Below are 19,312 nucleotides of genomic sequence, written 5' to 3'. Positions count from 1 at the left end.
TTAAATCTTTATCAACAAATTAATGTAGATGTGGGAGGAAAGGGATATGAAAAAAGAATATAAGGTACTTATTTGTATTCTGGCTTTGATATTCAGCATAGGTGCGACTTGCATAGGTTTTGGATTGATTGGGAGCTCTTCTATGAAATTTGGAATGAAATATGTGTGTGATTTCGTTTTTCTGATGCAAACAATAGCTACATGCTGGGTTGTTATAGAATTGCTCAAAAAGTAAGCTTATTAGAGGGCTTTGAGTAAGTACCAGTATCTGACATATGAGAGGAAGGCACTGTTATGGATGGTATAAGCAGCAGGAAATTAACATGGGGAATTTGCATCGTTGGAATTGCGATTGCGATAATAAGCTTCTTTTTCTTACCGGAGATTATTCCCGTTCACTTTGCTGGGAATGGAGTCGCAGATGACTTTGGCAATAAGATAGAAATTTTTTTAATGCCGATACTCCTTCTGGCTGTTACAATCTTGAGTGGTATAAAAAGTATAAAGTATGTTCTGATGCATTCGAAGACTTGGCTAACAGTTGGTCAATATAACCTGATGATTGATTGTGTTTTAGGAATTATATTGATCGCAGAAATTTTTATGATTTATGCTTCGTTTGTTTAAAGGCTGATCTATAAATAAAGAAGCAGATATATGGCAGTTTCTGGTTCATTGGGCAGGCTGTTTTATATCAAAGTGTGAAGAGGAGCTGGTTCATGATGAAAAAAGTAATTCCAATTATTTTATTTACGGTATCAGCAATATTGCTTTCTGCATGTGGCAGAAAAGAAGAACTGTACGAGATTCCTGACCTGTCACAGTACAAGACAGATTATGTAGGAGATTCTTCGAATGTTATAAATATTGTAAGTGGGCAAGAGTATCCGGAAGGATATTCTTATGATAGCATACAGATACAGTCTGAAACGAAGCCTTATGGATTAACAGTATTTCTAAAAGTTGAGCCGTCTGCAGTTAAGATTGAAGATGAATTGCAAGTTAATGCGGATATGACATTTGATTTGATTGGTAATTTGGAAACACTTGATTATAAAATAGCGGATAGCAAGGAAATCATTGCATCGTATGAACGGTAGATCATTCAGTGGTTAATATTTTGTCTGCTATTATGTAGTAAGAAAAATAGGAAAGCGAAATATGTATTTGGAGGACAGCAATGAGAAAATGCGAAAAGTGTGGAACAGTCATGAGAGCGGATTTAAGACTTAAAGTTAATGGCGGTGGCTATGCGATCGTTGTAGATGTAGATGAAAAACAAAAAACGACAACTATAGATGATGTTAAAGTTGCAGTCTGTCCAGAGTGTGGACATACAGAAATGTATTTAGAGGATTTAACTAAATTGAAGTAAAATTAGATATGATTGAAACAGGATAAAAAATTTTGATGGAATGCTTGTGGAGAAAATAAATATGAAAAAACTTAATTATACAGAAGATTTATTGAGAGTTATCTTCTTTTGGATAGGAACATTCTTTCTTGTTTCCGGTATCTTAAGTTTTCTTGGGATATTAAAACCAGCAGTAAACTCAGGTATTCAGAATCCAGATATGTTGGGAACTGTGTTTTCTATAACCGGGGTGCTTTTGTGTATAATAAGTGCTGCTCTTGGAATTTATACTGCAAAGCTTGATAAATTACATTTACAATTAATCGAAAATGGTACAAAAGTGAAGGGCTTGGTAGAAAAAGTATATTTGCAAAAATACACAAGATATAGAAGACAGATTCCATACAGGATACTATATAGTTTTACATATCATGATAAAGTGTATTATCATAAAAGCCGTTTGGTATGGGAAAAGCCGGATCTTAAGAAAGGCGACTTGATTACCGTATATGTAAATAATCTTGGTAAATCAACAGTTTATAATTGCAATGAAGCGGTCTGATATCTAGCCTCTATATTTCGGAAAAATACTGCACGATTTGTGGTTTACAGAAGAGCAGCTTCAAAGAATGCTGAGGATGAAAAATGCAAATCCATCAGATGTATGGAAATTCAGAGATTATTAATTGGACAAATTGAAAGCTGAAAGGAAAACTGCCTATCCGTTTTCAGCATTGGCGGATCCGTCTGCTAATAAGTGGTTTAAAAATCAAAAAACGTGGTAAGAGTATTTTCATAATTCTGTTCAATTTTGTCTATGTTTTCGAGAATCCTGTTCATGTACAAATGCAACTAAATTAGAGTATAATAAGGGAAACCATTGAAACTGGGTTTCTGTATTGGACATTCCTGTGATGGCAGGAGTGTCCTTTACATATAGCGGTAAATTCTGAAGTAGTTGGCATAGAAGTTCATGAGGTAGTTGACGTATGCTTTAAATCTTTTCATTTCGTTTTCCTCCTTTCTTTATCTTACAAGCACATTATAATATCAGAAGACGTATATTACTTGCCAAATGGGAAGAAAAAGTAGACAAAATTTGCAGGAGATTAATTGGAATGTACTGATAAGAGCATCACAGACATTTGTCTGGATGCAGGATTTGAGAGCCAAAGGACATTTAACCGGGTATCTCGTGATAGATATAAAGTAACGCCAAGGGAATATCGGAATCTTTATCGTGAACAATATATAAGTCAGACCCAGGATGAAATATCTGGAATGGAGAAATAGGATGGCATTTATAATCTGTATAGCAGCACTCATAATCATGATGTTTGTATTTACCAAAATGTTGTTAAGTTTCAGCAATAACAGCAGTGCGGCAGTTGAATCTGTTGATGCGACTGTAGTTGAAAAGAAGCAAGGAATCTATACCCATATGCAGTCTGAAGCACATGTACCTTGGTTTCGCGTTGTATTTGAGATGACAGATGGAAGTTTGATGGAATTTCAAATGCAACAGGGAGATTTTCGTGAATTGGAAAAAGGCGATCGAGGTATGCTGACTTATCAGGGAAATCGGTATATATGTTACCAAAAATATAAATTTAAAAGTGAAGCACAGGAGGAAGAAAAATGTTAAGTGAAAGCATTGCAAAACTGGTACAGTATGGGATTACAACAGGTCTGACACCGGAATGTGAAAGAAACTACACAACAAATCTTCTGCTGGATGTTTTTCATGAAGATGATTATGAAAAACCGGACAACATTGAGGAACCTGTTAATCTTGAAGAAACATTGGACGAATTGCTGGATGAAGCCGTAAAAAGAGGTCTGATTGAGGACAGTATTGTATACCGGGATTTATTTGATACCAGATTGATGAACTGTCTGATGCCACGTCCGGGTCAGGTACAAAAAGAATTCTGGGACAAATATGCAGAAAGCCCGAAGAAAGCTACTGATTATTTTTATAAGCTGAGTCAGGACAGCAATTATATCCGCAGGTATCGTGTAGAGAAGGATCAAAAGTGGAAGGTAGACAGTCCATACGGTGAGATTGATATTACCATCAATTTGTCCAAACCGGAAAAAGATCCAAAAGCAATTGCCGCGGCAAGGAATGTAAAATCCGGAAGTTATCCGAAATGTCTTCTTTGCCCGGAAAATGAAGGATATGCGGGACGTGTTAATCATCCGGCAAGGCAGAACCACAGAATTATTCCGATCACAATCAATGATACTCCTTGGGGATTCCAGTATTCTCCGTATGTGTATTACAATGAGCATTGCATTGTGTTTAACTGCCAGCATACTCCAATGAAAATCGAGAGAAATGCATTCATTAAACTGTTTGATTTTGTAAAACTGTTTCCGCATTATTTCCTTGGATCTAATGCAGACCTGCCGATCGTAGGTGGTTCGATCCTAAGCCATGATCATTTCCAGGGTGGACATTATACATTTGCAATGGCAAAAGCACCAATTGAGCAGCACGTGGTACTTCCGGGATTTGAAGATGTAGAGGCTGGAATTGTAAAATGGCCATTATCTGTGCTTCGTATTCGACATAAAGATTTCAACCGTTTGGTAGATCTGGCAACACATGTGCTGGAAGTATGGAGAGGCTATACCGATGAAAAAGCATTTATTTATGCTGAGACCAATGGAGAACCACATAATACAATTACACCAATTGCACGTAAAGTAGGTGATACCTACGAACTGGATCTGACATTAAGGAACAACATCACAACAGAAGAACATCCGCTGGGAGTGTACCATCCGCATGCAGAATATCATCATATTAAGAAAGAAAATATCGGTCTGATCGAAGTTATGGGACTTGCAGTTCTTCCGGCCAGATTAAAAGGTGAGATGGAACTTTTGGAAGAGTATATTCTCGAAGGCAAAGATATTTCTTCAAATGAACAGATTGAGAAACATGCAGAGTGGGTTAAGAAGTTTCTTCCGAAATATTCGGAAATCACAAAAGAAAACATCCATGGCATTCTTCAGAAAGAGATTGGAATCGTATTTACCCATGTTCTGGAAGATGCAGGAGTATACAAATGTACGACCGAGGGAAGAGAAGCATTCATGCGTTTTCTTGAAACATTATAAAAATTGAAATAAAAGGATTCTTTGGGAAATGGGAGGTAAGTGAAACCTCCCATTTTTTTTTTAAGGAAGATGATGAAAATAGAATATTTTTTATAAGGTGTGAAACCTTCCTAGGCTTTTCTTTTAGATGTAAGAAGAAGTAGCAGTGGAACAAAAATAAAGATCCTCCATAGTGCAGGAATGGTGATATTGTTTCGGAATGCAAATGCACTGCCAGAAGAATCTGCCGGTATGTAAATGCGAAGATCTACAGTACAGGATGAACTTTCATCTCGTATATCTAAAGGAAGCTGAGAATGATATACTTTGCCTTCATGGGTGAATTTAACAGGCAGTGCCCAGTAATAATGACGCGGACTACCAAAATTATAAAGATAATATCCGTCTGCTTTGATTAAATTTGGATTTTCATGGTAAAGAAAATAGTTTTTATTGGCATAAAAGAATGTCCCGCCCATTAATAGAAGCCAGATCAGCACCAGTGCAGCTTTATTCAAAAAAGGACTATCAAATACTCTTTTCAAAAAATCCCCTCCTGTCAGATAAGGACATTTTACCAAATGAACCAGGAAAATTCGATAGAAAGAAAAAATTTATTATTATGAGAACCGATTTGCTTGTATCTGCATCTGATTAGTGTAAAACAAACACGTGTACAATCCAGCCGGACAGAAGGAGAAAACAGAGAAGCGATTTTGTATAGAAGAAAATAAGTGAGATCTGATTAGGTGCTGTCGTGAATCAGTCAAGGATGAAAAATCCCTGACCGGTCATGGCAGCCCTTTTTTTCCTGTTTTCAGGGTTCTGTTCACAGAGAAAAAGGAAAGTGTCTGAAAGTACCCCAAAAGTGCTAAATGTGAGATAAATGATGATGCGGTGTTCCTATCCGTAAAAGAGCAGAGGGAAAATATTTTGTAGAAATCAGCTTACTGTTTGTAAAAGAAAATGTTTTTTCCGGCAGCCTTGGTTATTTTTTATTAAATCGGAGATATTAACATCAGACGATTTAAAAAATTTGTCTGAATGCTGTTTATCGTTAAAAACAGGGGGCATGGATGGGAAAAAGAAAAGAGATAACCGGTAAGGATAATGGAAAGCAAAAAATATGGATAATAATCACTGTCATCATAGTGTTCTTTGCTATGGCTGGCTATGCAGGAATGTCTTATTACTATTCAGACAGATTTTTTCGGGGAACAACGATCAATGGAATTAACTGTTCTGGAAAAACATCGGAAGAGGCAGAACAGGCGGTTGCTAAAAAAGCAGAGGACTATCTGCTGGAAGTAAAGGCAAGAAATCTGAAATCACAGAGTATCAATGGAAAATTGATCGAATATCGTTATGTTTCGGATGGCAGTATTTCCCAATATCTGGATGAACAAAAACCATATAAATGGGTTCGGGGATTTTGGAAAAAGCAAAATTATACAGCCAAGGAAAATATGACCTATGATAAAGTGAAGTTAAAAGAACAGCTGGAAAAACTGGAATGTGTAAAAAAAGAGAATCAGACAGCACCAGAAGATGCTTATATAGCTTATAAAGATTCGAAGTTTGAAATCGTACCGGAAACAGAAGGGAATACCATGGATTTCAATGGAGCTTATCAGGCACTGTCAGAAGCGGTTACTGACAAAAAAAGAACGATTGACCTGAATAGCTGTCCGGCTGTTTATGTAAAAGCGGCAGTAATGAAAGATGATCCAGATCTTAAAAATTCATTGGAAGAATGCCAAAATCTGATCCGGACCAAAATCGTATATATATTTGGAGAAGAAACGGTAACATTGGAGGGGGACGAGATCAGAAACTGGCTCATTTTTGATGAGAGAGGACGGCTGCAAAAAAATGAGGATGAACTGAGACAGTACGTGGCAGAATATGTGGCAAAGCTGGCTGCCACACATGATACCGTAAATACAGAGAGGGAATTTTGTACAACAAGCGGACGTACTGTTCAGGTGTATAGTTCCGTTTATGGATGGAAGATCGATCAGGAAAAGGAAATAGAAACCATTATGCAGGAAATGATTGCAGGAGTACAGATAAACCGGGAACCGGTATACGCTATGCGGGCAAATGCACGGGGTATGAATGATATAGGCAGCACGTATATTGAAGTGGACCTGTCTGCACAGCATTTATATTACTATCAGGATGGTTCGATCATTTTGGAATCGGATATTGTGTCAGGAGATATGCAGTATGCAGAACGGCAGACACCACCGGGAATTTTTCAACTGTATTACAAGAAAAGTCCATCTGTGCTGAAAGGAAAGATGTTGGAAAATGGGAAATATGAATATGAAAGACCAGTAACTTACTGGATGCCTTTTAATGGGGGGATTGGATTTCATGATGCTTCATGGCAGCCATACTTTGGAGGAAATCGTTTCCGAGAAGGTGGTGGATCCCATGGATGCATTAATCTTCCGGCGGACAAAGCGGCAGAACTTTATAATAGGATAGACGAAAGTGTGCCGATTGTCTGTTTTTATTAAAAATGGGCAGGATATATAGTTTTATATAGAGGTTTGTTTATAAAATGGAAGATCTTAATTGGTCTTCTGTTTTTTTATAATTATCAGCAATAGTTTCATGGAAGAAAAGTGTGTATGTTCCATCCAGATATGGAAAGAAGTCTTTGACCATTTTGACCGGCAACCGAAAAAAATCGAGATAAATGAGAACTATTCGATTGATGATGATGCAAAGGAAACCTTGCAGGAGAAAAGCAAGAGGATGCTGGTTACAGAAGCAAGCCAACGGGAAATGTAGCTGAGCGAAGTGACTTGCCTAAGTAAATTGAAATGGAAATATGGCTGATAGTGTGATATGATTTGAATGGCAAAAGATATTTTAAGGAACAGACATATTAGCGTTAAGTTTGCTAAGGAGAATAATATGGAATGGTTTGGAATTGCAGCATTATTGCTGCTACTTTGTTATTCGGCGTATCCGGGAAAAGTAAAGCGTTTGGAAACGAAAGTAAAACGGTTAGAGAAAAAGCAGAGAGGAGTGGCATATATGTCAAAGCTGATTAATGATCTTGTAGGAAAACAATGTATTATCAGATCAGAGTTCATTTTTAGTTTTGCGGGAAAAACTGAATTATCCTGCAAGATAATAGACGCAGATGATGAATGGATAAAAATTTGTTATACAGAGAAAAAAGATAAGCAGGTAGTTAAGCTGATGCGGATTGAAAATATTGAATCAATAGAAGAACAGTAAGTTCTATTTTGGAAATTCAGAGGAGTAAAGAGCATGGATTATAATTTACAAAAAAATCAAAATGCAGAACAGACTTATCATTCTATTCGTAATTCTATTGTGTCTGCACAACATCGTTTAAGCACAGCGGTAAATTCTGCTATGGTAACAACTTATTGGGAAATTGGAGAACAGATTTTTAAAGCATGTGGAGAAAATGATCGCGCAGAATACGGAAAGAAATTATTGGAATATCTTTCTGAGCAGCTGACCGCAGAGTTCGGAAAAGGTTTTGATAAATCGAATCTTCGTAAGATGAGGCAGTTTTATTGCACTTTTCCAATTCGAGACACACTGTGTCCTGAATTGAGCTGGTCACATTATCGTGTCTTGATGCGTATAAATGATGAACAGGCAAGAAGATTTTATATGGAAGAATGTGCAAAAGCAGCATGGAGTGTTCGTCAACTGGAACGGCAGATCAACACGATGTATTATCAGCGTATTTTAGCAAGCCAGGATAAGATAGCGGTTGCAAATGAAATTCAAATAACAGAGCCAAAACCAGAATATGAGAAAATAGTGAAAGATCCTTATGTTATGGAATTTCTGCAGATTCAGCCTGACACACATGTATATGAAGGAGATTTGGAACAGGCATTGATTGATCATCTTCAACATTTCCTTTTGGAACTTGGAAGAGGATTTTCATTTGTAGCACGCCAGAAAAGATTTACATTGGATGGACAGGACTTTTTTATTGATCTGGTATTTTACAACTATATTTTAAAATGTTTCGTTCTCATTGACTTGAAAATGGGTAAACTGACCCATCAGGATCTAGGACAAATGCAGATGTATGTGAATTACTATACTCGTGAAATGATGAATGAAGGAGACACGCAGCCTATTGGAATTGTACTTTGTGCAGATAAGGGAGATTCTATTGTAAAATATACGCTTCCTGAAGATAATCACCAGATATTTGCATCGAAATATTTCACCTATCTGCCGTCAGAGGAAGAATTGAAACGTGAATTAAATTTGAAAGAATTTTACAAAAAAGAATAAAAACGAAAATACAAAGCGGAAGTTATAGTAAAGGAGATTCACAATGAAGTTTTGGATTTTTATGTTGATTATGGATTTGCTTCTTCCATTTACGATGATTGGTTTTGGAAGATATTTTATGAAAAAGGCTCCAAAGGAAATAAATTCAGTATTTGGATATCGAACTTCGATGTCTATGAAGAATAAAGACACATGGGAATTTGCTCATAAATATTGTGGTAAAGTCTGGTATGTCTGTGGAATGGTTATGTTGCCGATAACAGTAATATTCATGCTTTTAGTAATTGGAAAAAATGAAGATTGTGTTGGGAGTATGGGAGGAATTATTTGTGGTGTTCAACTTATTCCTTTAATTGGGTCTATTCTCCCAACAGAAATAGCATTAAAAAAGAATTTTGATAAGAATGGAACAAGACGATAAAGTTTGCAGAATCAAGAAAATCGGAATTTATAGGAGAACATAGATATGAATATAGAATTAAGAAAGTGGTCGGTTGAAGATAAAGAAGTATTAATAAAAATGTGTAATTCAATTGATAGAAGTTTTTTATCTGATAGATTACCTAATCCATATACAAATGCATCTGCTGAGTGGTGGTTAACCATGGTAAAAGACAACGAAGGTAAAAAAGGTGTCTTTCGAGAGATTGTTGTTGATGGTAAAATTGTAGGAACGATATCTGTTGAACAGAAGGACGATGTGTATCGCAAGGATTCTGAAATTGGTTATTATTTATTGCAGGAAGTATATTCAAAAGGCATTATGAGTGAAGCAGTAAGACAGATTTGTGAAATTGCATTTGAAACATTAGACATTATCCGTATTACAGGGCTTGTATATGAAGCAAATATCGCATCAAGAAAAGTGTTAGAAAGAAATGGCTTTTTACTTGAAGGAAAAATGGAAAAAGCAGTTATTAAGAATAACAATATTTTTGATTTATGTATTTATGGGAAAGTAAGATAAATTTAGAATTTGAGGAGGTGGAAAATGTATTTCACGGATGAGAAAGATTACATTATGCGAATGATAAAAGAAATGGTGAGAATATTATTCTCTTTAATATATGGGAAAAAGTATGTTTCTGTTGAGCTTGAAAAAGAAAACAAATATGAAGTGTCAGGGAAAAATTTGAAAAGTTTTCTTGATATGATTGATTCAGGGCAAATTAACGAAGCAGAGAATATACTTTTAGATAACATTGATTATGCAAATAATGATGAAGTGATGGCGGCAGCTCTTTTCTATCAATACCTTAATGAGAAAGATAGTGAGTTTTTGATTAACAACAATTATACAAAAGAAGAAGTGCTTTCTGGCTTTAAGCAATTACTTGTGCAGTCAGGATATAATAATTTGTTATATATGATTAAGGATGATGAGTAATGCAGAAAATCCAGTTTGTAGAATTCAAAAATTTAATATGAAATATGAGATAGAGCGTATGGAAATAATCTATACGTTCTATTTTTTTTTGCCTTTTTGAAAAAAGTGATTAAAAAACTATTGACATTTTGTTACCGGAAGAACTAGCCAATCAGTTGGGCGTATCCAAACAGGCAGTATCTAAGTGGGAAAGTGCAGGAGCTGTTCCAGATTTGCAAAGAATTTTACAGATGTATCTTTTTGACGAACCGGAAGCTGCATTATCCCCACAGAGACAGCTTACATTGTTGATGCAAATATATAGTTGTGCAAAAGAGGGAGCACAGTTTATTATAGTTACGCATTCGCCAATTTTGTTAGGAATACCTGATGCAGATATCTATTGTTTTGATGATGGACGAATACATTTATGCGAATATGAAGAAACAGAGAGCTATCGGGTAACAGAAATGTTCATAAATAACAGGCAGATGCTGTTGGATAAATTGCTAACAGATTAGACAAGAAAGGAATCGACGGATTCAAGTTTGTGAAATTAAGAAAATCAGGATTGTAGAGGAAAATATTACATGAAGAAATTAGGACAATAAGCGGGAATCCTCGGCAATTCAATTACCGAGATGAAAGCGCAGGAGTGTGCATGGCTGCACATTGAAATAATCTGATAATATAATAATCTCCCTTGATATTAATGCCATAACTGGCATATAATCAATCGAAAATATGTTTGATTTTTTGTTGCGTATTTCCGCTCATCATGTTATACTATATGTATGAAAGAAAATCTAATACATTACAGGACTTGTGTATGTAATATCAACTACCATATGGTGTGGTCGGTGAAATACCGGCGGAAGATATTAAACCCAGAAATTGAGGAATACCTTCAGGAACTGGTGCAGCAGATTGCTGAGGATAAGGGGTTTACCGTTCATCTATTCGAATGTGGTGAAGGTGACCATGTCCATTGCTTTGTATCAGCTCCGCCAAAGCTGTCCATAACAGCAATTGTCAAGTATCTGAAGGGGATCACCGGCAGAAAACTGTTCGAACGTTTTCCGGAAATAAGAAACCAGCTATGGAAGGGAGAGCTGTGGAATCATTCCTATTATGTGGAAACAATCGGATCTGTATCTGAGGAAAATATCCGCCGTTATATTGAACATCAGAGCAAGTCGTATTGATTTAAGACGGACTGTGAATAGCGGTCCGCATAACTGTCTGAAGGGGGAAGAGGAATGCTGCTGTCACACAGAACATCTGTAAAAATCCGGCCGGAATATTCCAATATCATAGGGCATATGTGTTATGCAGCATCCAAACTCTGGAATATCTGTAACTACGAACGTCACCATTATAAAGAACTGGGACTGGAAAAGTATCCTGACTGGTATTACCAGAAAAAAGCACATAAAGGAAATCTGTGGTATAAACAGCTTCCGTCACAGACAGCACAGGAGACCTGCAAGCAGCTGGACAAAGCATGGAGATCCTTTTATGTCCTTAAAAAGACCGGAGGGATCAAAGATCCAAATCCACCTCATTTTAAACAGGGAAATATACCGGTCACATACATGCAGATGGGGCTCCGGCATGAGAAAGGTTCGGACCAGCTGCGGCTGTCTCTGCCAAAGGATCTGAAAAGCTACATAGAAGAAACATATGGGATCCATGAAAAATTTCTATATCTTGAAAATAAGATTTTCAGGGACATGGATCATATAAAACAGCTGCGGATCTATCCACCGGAAAACGGAAAATGCGACCTTATTGTTATCTATGAGATTGAAGAACCAGAGCAGCTCTCTCAGAATGAACATTATTTATCTGTTGATCTGGGACTTCATAATCTGATGACCTGTTATGATTCCGAAAATGGCAGGACTTTTATCCTTGGAAGAAAATATCTTTCATTGGAAAGGTATTTTAATAAAGAAATCGCCAGAGTGCAGTCAGTATGGTATGCGCAGCAATCGGAAAGAGGAATAAAATATCCAAAATCATCGAAACATATCCGGAGATTTTACAGGAAAAAGCAGAATGCAGTAAAGGATTATCTTCACAAAGTGACCAGATGGATTGCAGAATACTGCAGAAAAGAAGATATCCGCTGTGTGGTTGTGGGAGACATGCGAAATATCCGCAAAGAAAAAGATATGGGGCATAAGACCAACCAGAAGCTTCACAGCCTGCCGTATAATAAGCTGTATATCATGCTGGAATATAAGCTGAAACTGTATGGGATTCCATTGATAAAACAAGAGAAAAGCTATACCAGCCAGTGCAGCCCATTATCACCGGAAGTATCAAAAAGATATGCAGAAGCATCAAACCGAAAAGAACGGGGCATGTATATAACTGATGGAGTAAGATACAATGCAGATGCAGTAGGAGCATTTAATATCCTGCGGAAATATCTTTCCGTATCCGGAAAGCAGAAAGAACTGTCCGTAACCGGACTAAAAAATCCAGAAATAATAAAAGTAGCTGCATAGCCGAAAGGCAAGCAGTATTGGTGTCATGGACGCACCCTGAAAAAAGGCAGTATCCCGCCAGATTTCAGATGCTCTGATAACTCAGTTGCCGAGTAGTTCACTATTGGTATCATTAAAAACGTTTGCCTTTTTTGTAGGCTGGGCTATATGTGTTTCAATTTTGCCTATACCAGATACAAAAAGTGCGGCAGTCTGGAGATTTTGGGCAGAATTGATTCCATTATTGTCAGTTATTGGTTTTACAATTATTTTCTGGTTAATAGATAAAAGAAACATACGATTACATCTGACTGGAAAACCTGTTTATAATATCGTACTTGGGTGTATCACAGGAGCTATTTGGTTAGGAGTATCTGTTGTAATATTATCTTTAACAGGGGTCATACATATTAATGGCAGAAACCAAATTTCTATGCTTTGGTTATGGTTATTTTCAGCTTTTATCAATAGCGTTATGCAGGAAGTGTTAGTTCGTGGTTACTTATATCAGATGATAAAAAATAATTACAACATCGTTGTCGCTGTCCTTATATCTACCGGATTATTTACATTTGCACATGGTGGGGCTTTTGAGGCAGGAATACTTCCTGTACTAAACGTTATAACGATGAGTCTTTTCGTGACGGCAGTTTTGGAATACACGGAATCCTTAGTTGCTCCGATTGTAATCCATTTTTTATGGAATGGAGTTGGTGCAATTATTTTGGGTGGAGTATCATTAGCAGAAGATTATCCGCATTTGTTCAACATGGTAATTAGTGGAAATTCAATTTTGTCGGGTGGCAGCTGTAAAATTGAAGGTAGCATAGTTGTACTGTTTATGAACTTGATTTTAATGTTTGGATTCGTAATGGCAAAAAAGAAAAGGGACAAAAATCTATAATTTCAGTTTTATTGTACTTTTCTAATTCGAGACACACTGTGCCCTGAATTGAGCTGGTCACATTATCGTGCCCTGATGCGTATAAATGATGAGAAAACAAGAACAAATGCAATGTAGACTTGGGATATAAAAAACTATACTATAGAAAAGCGTTAGAGGTGGCAACGGGAATGAAAAATAAAATTTTGGTGATAGAAGATGACCGTGCAATTTCAGAATTGCTGTGCATGAACCTGGAGGCAGCAGGGTATGAGACTGTGGCAGCGTATGATGGGGAAGAAGCCCAGAGGCTGCTCTTATGGCAGGAGGACGCGGACCTGGCAGTAGTGGATATCATGCTGCCGGGAAAAGACGGGTTTGCATTGATGGAGGATTTTAAAAAGAAGGAGCTTCCGGTGCTCTACCTGACTGCAAAGGATGATGTGGCTTCCAAGGTGAAGGGATTAAAGCTGGGTGCGGAAGATTATATGGTAAAACCTTTTGAGATGCTGGAACTTCTGGTACGCATTGAGAAGGTGCTGGAGAGGACGGGACGGGCCAAGAAAGTCTTAACGGTCCGGAACATCCTGGTGGACATGCAAAGCCATCAGGTCTACAAAGACGGGCTTCCGGTAAGCCTAAAGCCAATGGAATATGACCTCTTTGTGCTGCTCCTGCAAAATAAGAATATTGCGCTTGGAAGGGAAGAACTGTTAAAACGGGTCTGGGGAGAAAACTACCTGGGAGAAAGCAGGACGGTGGATGTCCATATCGGACAGCTCAGAAAAAAGCTGGAACTTTATGATGAGATCAGGACGATCCCGAAACTTGGATACCGTCTGGAGGAATAAGGATGAAGCTGTGGAAACGAACGGTACTTCTTATGCTGGTAACGCTATTATGTGCCCTGATCCCAGTGGGAACGCTAAGTCTTTATATCACAGGAAAACGAAGCCTCAATAATGCTGCAGAGACCTACGGAAGACAGCTGGAAAATGGCAAGATACTCCTGGAACAATTTTGGGATAACAGCAAATATGAGCAGATGTCCGAGACTGGAAAGCAGGCTTATATGGGCTTTCAGTTCCAGCGATGCTGTGGGGAAGGCATGGCCCTGATCGACCGAAAAAGCAATGCCGTCATTGAAAACCTGACAGATTATAAAGTGGTGGGGCTCGAAAACTTAGGCTTAAAGGATGAAGGAGATCCGTATGCCTACAAGATACAGAAACTGGGACAGAAATACCTCCTTCTCCAGCTGGAACCATTATCCAGACCGGAAGGATACGAAGTCCTCTCTGTCCGGGAAGTCACAGGGCTTTTTGCAGAGCTGAGACAGACCGCTGTCTGGTTTTTGGGAATTTATCTGGCTGTGTTCCTGATCGCCGGCCTTTTTATTTATATGATGATGCGAAGAACTGTGGAACAGATGGAGAAGTTACAGGAAGTGGCAGAGAAACAGGAGCTGCTCATGGGGGCACTTTCCCATGAAATGCGTACCCCGTTAACGTCCATTATCGGGTATTCGGATACCCTGCGCCATGTAAAGCTGAAAGATGAACAGAAAGACCGGGCACTGGAACATATCAACCGGGAGGGAAAGCGCCTGGAGGCTCTTTCTGGGAAGATGCTGCAGATGCTGGGGCTTTATCAGAACCATGCCATACAGATGGAAATGACCATGGCAGGTGACCTTTTAAACCATGTCATAGACATGGAAAAAGAACAGGCAGAAAAGAAAGCGGTGCACCTCAAGATGGAATGTGAAGCCTTTTCCATGAAAATGGATCCGGCCTTGATGGAAAGCCTTCTGATAAACCTGATCGACAATGCCCTAAAGGCTACGGATGCCGGTGGAAGCATTTGGGTAAAGGCTTATGAGAAAGCTGGAAAAAAGATCTTTGAGGTGTCGGATACCGGAATGGGGATCCCGGAGGAAGAACTGGGAAAGATCACAGATGCATTCTATATGGTGGACAAATCACGAAGCCGAAAAGAAGGCGGATCCGGACTTGGGCTGGCACTCTGTGTGAAGGTGGCTGAAATCCATGGCGGATGCTTGAAAATCGAAAGCAGACAGAGAGAGGGGACCACGGTAAGAGCCATCTTCTGATTTACAATTTGTTTACATCTTGATGAATACATCGGCAAAGCAATATGGTACTCTTTTCTCATAAGAAGAGGGTACCTTTTTTAATACCGAAAGGAAAGGATGGAAAAAGGATGAAGAAAATAAAAATGTTTATGGGAGCCGTTCTGTGTATGAATCTTTTGACATTATCCGGATGTGACCGTATTGTCCAGTCTGCTGTTGTGGAAGAAAAAGATCAGACAGAACAGAAAAAAGAAGAGAAAAAGGAGACAGTTCAGAAAATCGTTGCCGAACAGGTTCAGGCACCGGAAACATACCAGACAACAATCCAAGCAGATCTAAGATCAGCGGACCGGGAGGATAAAGAAACCCCGATGAATTTTACCCTGACAGCGGATGCACCGGTAAAAGTCCCGGATGTAGATGCAATCTGTTTAAAAAAAGTAAAAAGGGTGGCGATTCCTGAAGAAGAACAGAATAAAATAAAAGACACATTCGGAAAAGGACAGCCCATGCAGGAAGAGAAGAATGAGAACGAACAGGCGGGGACATATACAGTAGATGGACTGACCTATCGGTATTCTTATACACAGAGTGAGCAGGTATCGGATGTGGAGGAACTCGGATTTGGGATAGCGAAGTTTATCTTTGACGATTGTGGAGACATGACCCTGGAATCGAGTGAGAAAAAAGAAAGGGAAGAACGCTTTCAAAATTATATAAAGGCAGGAAGCGGGAAAGTATCTGAAAAGGAAGCAAAGGAGAAGGTTTCAGGTCTTGTGTCCGGAGACTGGGAGATATTTGAAAGTTCCTCAAAAGCACTTACTGAAGGAAGCACTACCCTGGAAAAAGATGATTTCATTTTTGAACGGATGATAGACGGGGTTCCGGTTAATTATGTGAGGGAAACCTCTCTGCCTGTTAATGAGCAGGCTCTTGAATGGGAAAACGAAGATGGAACACTTCATGAAGGACAGTCTGAAGGATGGGAAAATGAAGTACTGACGATGGACTTTTGCAGTGGGACACTTCAGAGTTTTCTGCACCGAAATCCCATAGAAGCATCGAATGCTTCCGATGAGAGGCTGTTCTTACTTCCTTTTGATGAGGTCAAGGATATCTTTGAAAAAACGATCACTTTGCAGGTCATGACAGAAGACAAGAATCGGCTGATCTCTGTTGATGGAGGAAGCCACTACCGTTATCCGTCCATTGATGCACAGAGTGCGGAGATAACCATAACAAAGGTACAGCTGGGTTATATGTGCATGCCAGACAGTGAAGGCAGCGATACCGAAGCAGTCCTGATCCCGGTGTGGGATTTTTATGGAACCTGGACATCCAAAGAGCCAGAGTATGAGTACGGAAATGGGGAGGATGGACCGGTCATGGGAGACGTGACGATGGATAATGCAGGTGTTCCACTCCTTACGATCGATGCACGGGATGGAAGCGTAATACAAAGGATTCAGGCTGGATGGGCGACTTCTATGGGCTCCAAGGATATAAAATAGAGTGTGAATTTCAATTTCTAATCAATGATGACCGAAAGACCTGGAATTTCAGGTCTTTCTGCTTTACAGGAAAAAGAAAAATACGTTATACTTTTCCTATAGAAAAAGGTTGGAGGAATATGTATGGCAGAAAAAATGGCAGAGCGGATCGCAGAGATTTTAAAAGAACCTAATTTTCAAACGGCAGAGAAAGCACTGACAGATTTCTGCGGACCGATGGATGGGGAATTCAGGAATCTTCTGGTGGATATTATTGTGGAACGATGGATTGATACGCCTAAAGACGTACCGTTTTCCTATGCCCGCAGCATTTGGAATCGGAAAGATATAAATAGAGAAGAGTATCAGGCATTGCTGGAGGAAATCCGAAGCTATCCCATCGCACCGATCAACAAGGCAAAGATATCGGATTTTTTATGGGTTGTGGAAAATGATTTTTCAAATGCTAAAATAGCAGAAACGGCTTATTACGAACACCTGAAGAACACCGGTGCATTTGCAGATCATATCATGGCTATAAACCGGATCTTGTTTATCTCTAAAAAAATCCGAAGCAAGGAAATCAATGAAGAGGTGCGAAAGAATCTGCTGATAAAAGTATTAGAAGAGTATGATAACAGCAGCCACGCAAAAATTGGATATTTGATAAAAACTGCCATGGAGGAAAAAGTGGATACAGGATATCTGATCCCTTATGTGGAAAATATCTTGAAAACTTACGATGATAATAGCTGTGATGCACCGCTCATTGGTAAGTTTTGTGATCTGTTGGAAGAACTCTATTGCAGAAAAAATAACTGGCAGAAGAAAAAGTGTATTACTGAACCTAAACTGATTGCGATACGAAGACGTAAGATTCAAGCTATCCGGATGGAGGCTGAATATGCCGGGGCCTCTTCCAAAGGAAATTTAATGAGAAAGATTCACTATTTGAAAGAGGTTATTCAGTTGTTAAAGACCATACAGGGTACGGAAGAAGAAAGAAAGGCACTGTTGCAGGAAATAGCACAGATAGAAGAAGCTTCCCTTTCGGAGATGATGGTATGGAGTGATAAACAGGATGCCAGCGGCATTGTAAAAGAACTGTTCCGCCAACTGGAAGATCTTGATAAAGAAGAGGCATTATGTTATTTTGCTTCATTTCTTCCGATTCCGGTAAGAGAAAAGGTAAAGAATCAAGTATTAAATAGGACTGGGATCCTGAACACGATATTTCCAGCGGCAATCCTTGGAAAAGGAGGAAAATTAATTGCTAAAAGCGGGCCTGTGAAAAAGCCCGATGGAACAATCGATGAAGGTGCGCTTAAGGATAATATGGAGCGGACAGCAGCCATGGAGATGGATTATTTTGCACAGATCCTGGGGAGCAATACGTTTGAATATATTCGTTCCAGATTTTTGATCGAAGAGAGTGATATAAAAAAGATTGTAGATGTAAGTTGTGCGATTCCGGAGGGGAGAAAAGAATCGTATACCAAGGGTCTCATGTTTGGCTTTTCTGGAGATTTCTTGACGGCGCTCAGTATCCTGATTCCACAGATAGAAAATGCAGTAAGATATCTGGCAGTGGAATGTGGAGAACCTGTTTATAACATGAATGAAGAAGGGATTGAAGAAATAAAATCAATGCACGCTGTCTTAGAATTGGAAGGAGTAAAAGAAAGTCTGGATGAAGACCTTATATTTGCTTTAAATACGATTTTTTGTTCAAAATTTGGATTTAACATGCGCAACAATGTGGCACATGGAATGCTGGATGATCAGGCATTCCAGAGCTTTAAAGCTTTGTATATCTGGTGGTTTGCACTGAAATTTTGCTATCTATTCTGCGGAAAATTACAGGAGGAGAATAGAAGCAAAATAAATAAAAAGCTGAAACAGCTGATGGAGAAGAAAGATAATATGGATGAGAATTAATATAAAATGGTTGGACGGATGGTATGGTTTCCTTAAAAAGTGTTCGGAAGTATCTGGCAAGCATAGCGTTTGGACATCAAAACGCACTTTGGGGACGGCCTCAACCCCCGGAATGTGTAGCACTGAGAGTAAATCTATAAATATAATATGAATTATAAAAACACTCCAACTTAGTAGTCAGAGTGTTTTTCATAAGCATATATTTTTTTTATAAAAATAGAGCCTGCAAATAAAAAGTCAAGGCTAAATTGAAGAACATTGAAAATTTTATACAG

The 19,312-nt window shown here is 38.5% G+C and carries 23 protein-coding genes and 3 pseudogenes; 25 read left to right on the top strand and 1 reads right to left on the bottom strand.

The window, feature by feature from the left end; genetic code table 11:
• The first annotated feature begins 46 nt into the window (after positions 1-46).
• The 9 genes and pseudogenes from G5B06_RS13205 (at position 47) to galT (ending at position 4,483) form a co-directional block, all read left to right on the top strand.
• The gene (locus tag G5B06_RS13205) at positions 47-235 is read left to right on the top strand and encodes a hypothetical protein (protein ID WP_055056116.1); all 189 of its coding nucleotides are present in this window, start codon (positions 47-49) and stop codon (positions 233-235) included.
• A 59-nt stretch (positions 236-294) separates the two neighbouring features.
• Positions 295-627 (top strand): DUF1648 domain-containing protein, encoded by a 333-nt coding sequence (locus G5B06_RS13200; protein ID WP_055056115.1) that lies wholly within the window; start codon positions 295-297, stop codon positions 625-627.
• 92 nt (positions 628-719) lie between these two features.
• Positions 720-1,100: a DUF4825 domain-containing protein gene (locus G5B06_RS13195; RefSeq protein ID WP_055056114.1), complete on the top strand. Its 381-nt coding sequence runs from the start codon at positions 720-722 to the stop codon at positions 1,098-1,100.
• 80 nt (positions 1,101-1,180) lie between these two features.
• Complete coding sequence (locus G5B06_RS13190) at positions 1,181-1,375, top strand: zinc ribbon domain-containing protein (protein ID WP_173740084.1); 195 nt, start codon at positions 1,181-1,183, stop codon at positions 1,373-1,375.
• 61 nt (positions 1,376-1,436) lie between these two features.
• Entirely contained in the window at positions 1,437-1,916 is a 480-nt protein-coding gene (locus G5B06_RS13185; protein ID WP_059085791.1) for a hypothetical protein, read from the top strand.
• Positions 1,917-1,941: 25 nt separating this feature from the next.
• Positions 1,942-2,040, top strand: a complete 99-nt coding sequence (locus G5B06_RS19815; protein ID WP_158565314.1) for a hypothetical protein — start codon at positions 1,942-1,944, stop codon at positions 2,038-2,040.
• A gap of 427 nt (positions 2,041-2,467) precedes the next feature.
• Positions 2,468-2,647 (top strand): annotated as a pseudogene (locus G5B06_RS19645) (AraC family transcriptional regulator); the annotation flags it as partial.
• 1 nt (position 2,648) lies between these two features.
• Complete coding sequence (locus G5B06_RS13170) at positions 2,649-2,999, top strand: DUF2500 domain-containing protein (RefSeq protein ID WP_173738945.1); 351 nt, start codon at positions 2,649-2,651, stop codon at positions 2,997-2,999.
• The gene (galT, locus tag G5B06_RS13165; protein ID WP_015524999.1) at positions 2,993-4,483 is read left to right on the top strand and encodes a UDP-glucose--hexose-1-phosphate uridylyltransferase; all 1,491 of its coding nucleotides are present in this window, start codon (positions 2,993-2,995) and stop codon (positions 4,481-4,483) included. Before G5B06_RS13170 ends, galT begins: the two co-directional genes overlap by 7 nt.
• A 110-nt stretch (positions 4,484-4,593) precedes the next feature.
• Here the strand turns inward: galT and G5B06_RS13160 are convergent, their stop codons facing one another.
• Complete coding sequence (locus G5B06_RS13160; protein ID WP_044961941.1) at positions 4,594-5,007, bottom strand: hypothetical protein; 414 nt, start codon at positions 5,005-5,007, stop codon at positions 4,594-4,596.
• Between the two features lie 531 nt (positions 5,008-5,538).
• Here G5B06_RS13160 and G5B06_RS13155 point away from each other — a divergent pair.
• The 16 genes and pseudogenes from G5B06_RS13155 (at position 5,539) to G5B06_RS13085 (ending at position 19,037) form a co-directional block, all read left to right on the top strand.
• Positions 5,539-6,987, top strand: a complete 1,449-nt coding sequence (locus G5B06_RS13155) for a L,D-transpeptidase family protein (protein WP_173772244.1) — start codon at positions 5,539-5,541, stop codon at positions 6,985-6,987.
• Between the two features lie 97 nt (positions 6,988-7,084).
• Positions 7,085-7,264, top strand: coding sequence for a hypothetical protein (locus G5B06_RS13150; RefSeq protein WP_015525005.1), 180 nt, complete (start codon positions 7,085-7,087; stop codon positions 7,262-7,264).
• A gap of 126 nt (positions 7,265-7,390) precedes the next feature.
• Positions 7,391-7,720, top strand: a complete 330-nt coding sequence (locus tag G5B06_RS13145) for a hypothetical protein (RefSeq protein ID WP_015525006.1) — start codon at positions 7,391-7,393, stop codon at positions 7,718-7,720.
• 33 nt (positions 7,721-7,753) lie between these two features.
• Positions 7,754-8,770, top strand: a complete 1,017-nt coding sequence (locus G5B06_RS13140; RefSeq protein ID WP_110103119.1) for a PDDEXK nuclease domain-containing protein — start codon at positions 7,754-7,756, stop codon at positions 8,768-8,770.
• A gap of 43 nt (positions 8,771-8,813) precedes the next feature.
• Positions 8,814-9,191, top strand: a complete 378-nt coding sequence (locus tag G5B06_RS13135) for an SdpI family protein (protein ID WP_015525008.1) — start codon at positions 8,814-8,816, stop codon at positions 9,189-9,191.
• A gap of 45 nt (positions 9,192-9,236) precedes the next feature.
• Complete coding sequence (locus G5B06_RS13130; RefSeq protein ID WP_110103120.1) at positions 9,237-9,737, top strand: GNAT family N-acetyltransferase; 501 nt, start codon at positions 9,237-9,239, stop codon at positions 9,735-9,737.
• Positions 9,738-9,761: 24 nt separating this feature from the next.
• Positions 9,762-10,157, top strand: a complete 396-nt coding sequence (locus G5B06_RS13125) for a DUF6483 family protein (RefSeq protein WP_173772242.1) — start codon at positions 9,762-9,764, stop codon at positions 10,155-10,157.
• Positions 10,158-10,276: 119 nt separating this feature from the next.
• Positions 10,277-10,390 (top strand): annotated as a pseudogene (locus G5B06_RS19810) (helix-turn-helix domain-containing protein); the annotation flags it as partial.
• A pseudogene (locus G5B06_RS13120) lies at positions 10,388-10,657 on the top strand (AAA family ATPase); the annotation flags it as partial. The pseudogenes G5B06_RS19810 and G5B06_RS13120, both read left to right, overlap by 3 nt.
• Before the next feature lie 273 nt (positions 10,658-10,930).
• Positions 10,931-11,341: an IS200/IS605 family transposase gene (gene tnpA, locus G5B06_RS13115; protein WP_192925805.1), complete on the top strand. Its 411-nt coding sequence runs from the start codon at positions 10,931-10,933 to the stop codon at positions 11,339-11,341.
• 54 nt (positions 11,342-11,395) lie between these two features.
• A complete protein-coding gene (locus tag G5B06_RS13110; RefSeq protein WP_244094570.1) occupies positions 11,396-12,652 on the top strand; it encodes an RNA-guided endonuclease InsQ/TnpB family protein in 1,257 nt (418 codons plus the stop codon).
• Between the two features lie 103 nt (positions 12,653-12,755).
• Positions 12,756-13,535 carry a CPBP family intramembrane glutamic endopeptidase gene (locus tag G5B06_RS13105; RefSeq protein WP_243006113.1) on the top strand — a complete coding sequence of 260 codons (780 nt, stop codon included), beginning with the start codon at positions 12,756-12,758 and terminating at the stop codon, positions 13,533-13,535.
• A gap of 170 nt (positions 13,536-13,705) precedes the next feature.
• On the top strand, positions 13,706-14,365 hold the full coding sequence (locus tag G5B06_RS13100) for a response regulator transcription factor (protein WP_015525013.1): 660 nt from the start codon (positions 13,706-13,708) through the stop codon (positions 14,363-14,365).
• A 2-nt stretch (positions 14,366-14,367) separates the two neighbouring features.
• Positions 14,368-15,627, top strand: coding sequence for a sensor histidine kinase (locus tag G5B06_RS13095; protein ID WP_118069960.1), 1,260 nt, complete (start codon positions 14,368-14,370; stop codon positions 15,625-15,627).
• 110 nt (positions 15,628-15,737) lie between these two features.
• Complete coding sequence (locus G5B06_RS13090) at positions 15,738-17,120, top strand: DUF6034 family protein (RefSeq protein WP_173772239.1); 1,383 nt, start codon at positions 15,738-15,740, stop codon at positions 17,118-17,120.
• 123 nt (positions 17,121-17,243) lie between these two features.
• Positions 17,244-19,037: a DUF4209 domain-containing protein gene (locus G5B06_RS13085; RefSeq protein WP_173772237.1), complete on the top strand. Its 1,794-nt coding sequence runs from the start codon at positions 17,244-17,246 to the stop codon at positions 19,035-19,037.
• Positions 19,038-19,312 lie beyond the last annotated feature (275 nt).

This window comes from Blautia luti (genome assembly GCF_013304735.1).
Lineage (GTDB): Bacteria > Bacillota > Clostridia > Lachnospirales > Lachnospiraceae > Blautia_A.
Note: the sequence above shows the minus strand (reverse complement) of the source record. Positions and strands in the feature narration are given on the sequence as shown.